General features: G+C 76.4%; 5 protein-coding genes and 1 pseudogene. 1 reads left to right on the top strand and 5 read right to left on the bottom strand.

From position 1 onward, the window contains the following. From ACFWEK_RS19095 to ACFWEK_RS19075, 5 genes and pseudogenes are all read right to left on the bottom strand, one after another. Nucleotides 1–337, bottom strand: a pseudogene (locus ACFWEK_RS19095) (hypothetical protein); the annotation flags it as partial. 40 nt (nucleotides 338–377) lie between these two features. Beyond that, a complete protein-coding gene (locus tag ACFWEK_RS19090; protein WP_430546074.1) occupies nucleotides 378–983 on the bottom strand; it encodes a response regulator transcription factor in 606 nt (201 codons plus the stop codon). Continuing rightward, on the bottom strand, nucleotides 980–2260 hold the full coding sequence (locus ACFWEK_RS19085; RefSeq protein ID WP_430555061.1) for a sensor histidine kinase: 1281 nt from the start codon (nucleotides 2258–2260) through the stop codon (nucleotides 980–982). Before ACFWEK_RS19085 ends, ACFWEK_RS19090 begins: the two co-directional genes overlap by 4 nt. Nucleotides 2261–2286: 26 nt before the next feature. After that, complete coding sequence (locus tag ACFWEK_RS19080) at nucleotides 2287–3123, bottom strand: ABC transporter permease (RefSeq protein ID WP_430555060.1); 837 nt, start codon at nucleotides 3121–3123, stop codon at nucleotides 2287–2289. After that, nucleotides 3120–4097, bottom strand: a complete 978-nt coding sequence (locus tag ACFWEK_RS19075) for an ABC transporter ATP-binding protein (protein WP_430555059.1) — start codon at nucleotides 4095–4097, stop codon at nucleotides 3120–3122. Before ACFWEK_RS19075 ends, ACFWEK_RS19080 begins: the two co-directional genes overlap by 4 nt. Nucleotides 4098–4220: 123 nt before the next feature. Between ACFWEK_RS19075 and ACFWEK_RS19070 the strand changes: the two genes are divergently transcribed. Continuing rightward, on the top strand, nucleotides 4221–4636 hold a 416-nt coding region (locus ACFWEK_RS19070), incomplete at its 3' end, for an NUDIX hydrolase (protein WP_430555058.1).

Here is a 4636-nt window from a genome sequence, read left to right as displayed (position 1 = left end):
GTCCGGCGGGGCGTCTCCGCGGCCGGCTCGGGCCTGCGGCGCTCGGGGATCCGGCCGCGATCGCGACGACGTCCTTGGGCTCCTCGACCACGCAGATCACGTCGTCGGAGCGACGCGGGTCGGCGCAGATGCGGCACCGCTCCGACTCGGCGACGTTGCCGCACGTCTCGCAGAACTGCACGCGCGCCTTGACCTCGGTGAGCGCGTCGGCGAGCCGGCGCACGTCGGCCGCGTCCGCCGCGAGCAGGTGGAACGCGATCCGCTGCGCGCTCTTGGGCCCGACGCCGGGGAGGCGGCCGAGCTCGTCGATCAGGTCCTGGACTGCGCCCTCGTACACAAGGGTCCAGCCTACGGGCTGGCGGGGATGCTCCGGCCGCTCAGACCCAGCCCTGGGCGCGCGCCAGCCGCGCGGCCTCGTGCCGGTTCGCGACGCCGAGCTTCGCCACCGCCGACGACAGGTAGTTGCGCACCGTGCCGGGCGCCAGGGCGGCGCGCTCCGCGATCTCCTCGACGGGGGCGCCGTCCGCCGCGAGCTCGAGCACGTCCGCCTCGCGCGCGGTCAGGGGCGAGTCGCCGGCGGAGATGGCGTCCGCGGCCAGCTCCGGGTCCACGTACCGGCCGCCGCCGGCCACCTGCCGGACCGCCGCCGCCAGCACCGCCGCGGACGCGGTCTTCGGGAGGAACCCGCGCACCCCGGCCGCGAGCGCCTTCTTCAGGTGCCCCGGCCGCCCGTGGCTCGTCACGACGACGACGCCGCACCCCGGGACGACGGGCCGCACCCGCTGCGCGACCTCGATCCCGTCGGCGCCGGGCATCTGCAGGTCGAGCACCGCGACGTCGGGCCGGTGCCGCTCGATCACGGCGACCGCCTCGGGGCCGCTGCCGGCCACCGCCACGACCTCCAGGTCGGCCTCCAGGTCGAGGAGCTGGGCGACGGCGTCGCGGATCAGGGTCTCGTCGTCGGCGAGCACCACGCGGATCATGCGGCGGCCTCCCTGGTCGGGTCGGGGCCCTCGGGACCGGGGGCGGGCACGCGGGCGGTGAGCACGAACCGGTCGCCGCGGGCCGCGGCGTCGAGCGCCCCACCGACCGCCGCCAGCCGTTCGCGCAGCCCGACGAGGCCGGAGCCCATCCCGTCCGCGGCCGCGGCGGTGCCGCGGACGCCGTCGTTGGTGACGGTGAGCGCCAGCTCGCGCGCGCCGTCCGCGTCCGCGAGGAGGTCGGTGAGGTCGATGCGGGCCTCGCGCGCGTCGGAGTGCCGCACGATGTTGGTGACGCCCTCGCGCACGACCCACGCCAGCGCCTCGACCTGCGGGGCGGCGAGGTCGGGCACCTCGCCCACGACCCGCACCGTGACGCCGGCGGCCCGCAGCACCGACCGCGCGCCGTCGAGCTCCGTGGCCAGGTTCGCGCTGCGATAGCCCGCGACGACGCCGCGCACCTCGCGCAGCGACTCCTGCGCGAGGGTGCGCACCTCCTCCATCTGGTCCGCGCCGCGCGGGTCGCCGCGCCGGGCGAGGGCGGCGGCCAGCTCGGACTTCACGGCCACGGCGGACAGGGCCCGCCCGACGACGTCGTGCATGTCACGGGCGATGCGCAGCCGCTCCTCCGCGACGGCGAGGCGCGCCGCGACCCCGCGGGCGTCGTCGAGCCGGCGCACGACCTCGACCATCCACATCGACATCCGCACGGTGCCGCCCCAGAACATGGTGAAGACGAAGACCACCGCCCCGGCGAGGACCGACGCCGCGACGGGCTCGACGCCCGCGAGCACCCGGAGGACGGCGACCACCACCCCGACGACGACCCCGGCCAGCACCACCCGCCGGTACCGGCTCGCGACGGCGAGCGCACCGCAGGCCGCCGCGCCGCACACCCCGATCATCAGGCTGCGCGGATCGTCGCCCAGGCCGCCGCCGGCCAGGGCAGGGAGCACCGCCACCGTCGTCACGGCGACGGCGACGGTCGCGAGCAGGAGGGCGACGACGACGGGTCGCGGCCGCCGGCCGGACCACAACGCCCGGTCGAACCCGGTGTGCACGGCAGCCAGGCACAGGCCGGTGTGCGTGAGGACCAGGACCACGAGGACGGCGGCGCCACCGGCCGACGGTGTCACCCCGAGCCGGGACAGCGCCGCCACGGCGTAGAGGGAGAAGAACGGCTCGAGGAGCACGAACATGTACAGGCTGATGCGCGTGTACAGCTCGACCCCGCGAGCACCGCCGGTGCGCGGCACGGCGGTCGGCCGGTCGGTCGTCACGGGGCCAGCCTGCCATGGCGGGTCGGTCACCGACGCGGCTCCCACCGCATCCACCTCCGGGCGGCGAGCACGCCCACGACGGTCCACGCGGCGAGCACGGCGACGGGCAGCGCGGCGGCGCCGAACGTCTCGGCGAACGTCACCACCTGTCCGTCCCCGTCGATCCCGCCGGCGCCGAGCAGCATGAGGTCGGTGATCGGGCGCAGCGGGGTGAACGTGCCGATCGTGTCGAGCACGCCGCTCGACGCGCCGGGCGCGCCGAAGAGGCCCGCGAACGGGATCGCGACGATGAGCAGCGGCAGCGTGGTGAGCTGCGCGGACTCCACGGTGCGGGACAGGCCGGACGTCGCGGCGGCCAGCAGTGTGAGCATCGTGGCCCCGCCGAGCACGGCCACGACCATCAGCAGCGGGTTGACGAACGCGGGCGGCGTGAGGAACACCGACACCGCGACGATCCCCAGCAGCGTCTGCGCCAGCGCCACCACGACCGCGGGCACCGCGGTGCCGACCAGGATCTCCGCCCTGGAGCACTCTCCAACGAGGTAGCGCTTGAGCACGAGCTCCTCGCGCCGGGCCACGAACGCGACCGTGAGGTTGTAGTAGACGACGAACGCGAGCGCCATGAACGTCAGCAGGTTGAGCAGGACGGCGCCCGCCGCGGCGGGCGCCCCGTCCCCGATGACGCCGAGCGCGGCGAACAGCCCGACCGTCATCGGCGGGAGGGCGAGCGCGTTGAACAGCGCGGTGCGGTTGCGCACGAGCAGGCGCAGCTCCGCGCGGGCGAGCGCGGCGACGCGGCGGGCGCCGCCGCCCGTGCCCGGCGTGGCCCGTCGGCGGGCGGGGGTCGTGGTCGTGGTGGTCATGCCGCTGCCTCCGTGTCGGTCGTGCGCTGTGCATCGGGCGTGCCTTCGGTGTCGTCGAGGGCGAGGAACGCCTGCTCGAGCGACGCCGCCCGGGCGTCGAGGTCGTCGAGCCGCAGGCGCCGGGCGTCGGCCCACTGCAGCAGGGTGAGCAGGTCGTCCTGCAGGCGCGTGGTGCGCAGCCGCAGGCGGCCCGTGCGGTCGACGTCGGGGGCGCCGACGAGGCCGGCCAGCGCGGGCAGGTCCGCCACCGCGGGCGTGACGGCCCGGCCGCCGTCGTTGCGCACCACCGCCTCCACGCGGGCCGGCTCGGCGGCGACGACGTCGGCGACCGACCCCGTCCGCACCACGCGGCCGGCCTGCATGATCGCGATCCGGTCGGCGAGCTGCTCCGCCTCCTCCAGATAGTGCGTGGTGAGCAGCACCGTGGTGCCCGCGTCGAGCATGCCCTGCACCAGCGCCCAGGTGGCGCGACGGCTCTCCGGGTCGAGGCCGGTCGTGGGCTCGTCGAGGAAGAGGAGCTCGGGGTCGCCCAGGGTGGCGAGCGCCAGGTCCAGGCGGCGCTTCTCCCCGCCCGAGAGGCTGGCGACCCGCACGTCGGCGCGGTGCTCCAGCCCGACGGCGCCGAGGACGTCCGCCACCGGGCGGGGGCGCGACAGGGTGCCGGCCCAGGTGCGCGCCGTCTCCGCCACCGTGAGGTCGCCGGAGAACCCGGCGCTCTGCAGCATGATCCCGAGGGAGCCCACGACGCGCCGCCGCTCGCGGTACGGGTCGTGACCGAGCACGCGGACCGTGCCGCCGGAGGCGGGCGCGAGCCCCTCGACGAGCTCGACGAACGACGTCTTGCCCGCGCCGTTGGTGCCGAGCAGGGCGACGAGCTCCCCGCGGTGGACGTCGAGGTCGACCCCGCGGACGGCCTCGAAGGTGCCGTACCGGCGGCGTGCCCCGCGGACGTGGACGATGGGTTCCGAAGTCATGCCTCCACCCTCGCGGCGGGGCGTCGTCGCAGGTAGTGCCGCCCGTCACCGGGTGGCGTGAGCCGCGCACGGACGGGCCGTGACATCTGTCATGCCGGCCGGCGGGTGCGGCAGGATGCTCGTATGGGCGAGGTCGCGGGGGCCGAGGTCGTGGCGCTGTACGACGAGGCGGGGCGCGAGTGCGGGACGGCGCCGCGGGCGCGGGTGCGCGCGGAGAACCTGCGGCACGCGGCCACCGCCGTCGTGGTGCGCAACGGCGCCGGCGACGTCTACGTGCACCGCCGCACCGACACGAAGGACCTGTATCCCGGCCGGTACGACTTCTGCGCGGGCGGCGTGCTGCGCGCCGGCGAGGAGCCGCTCGACTCCGCGCGCCGCGAGCTGGCGGAGGAGCTCGGCGTGACCGGCGTGGAGCTGGCGCCGCTCGGCGTGGCCGACTACGCCGACGACCGCACCCGGATGCGCGAGTTCCTCTACGAGTGCACCTACGACGGACCCGTCACGTGGCAGCCCGAGGAGGTCGCGTGGGGCGCGTGGGT

Origin of the sequence: Isoptericola sp. NPDC060257, assembly GCF_042726645.1 — a bacterium.
GTDB lineage: Bacteria > Actinomycetota > Actinomycetes > Actinomycetales > Cellulomonadaceae > Isoptericola > Isoptericola nanjingensis.
Note: the sequence above shows the minus strand (reverse complement) of the source record. Positions and strands in the feature narration are given on the sequence as shown.

What these genes read in the sequence shown, in the direction of transcription:
- ACFWEK_RS19090 (WP_430546074.1), bottom strand. Translation starts at nt 983, where the DNA reads ATGATCCGCGTGGTGCTCGCCGACGACGAGACCCTGATCCGCGACGCC.
- ACFWEK_RS19080 (WP_430555060.1), bottom strand. Translation starts at nt 3,123, where the DNA reads ATGACCACCACGACCACGACCCCCGCCCGCCGACGGGCCACGCCGGGC.
- ACFWEK_RS19075 (WP_430555059.1), bottom strand. Translation starts at nt 4,097, where the DNA reads ATGACTTCGGAACCCATCGTCCACGTCCGCGGGGCACGCCGCCGGTAC.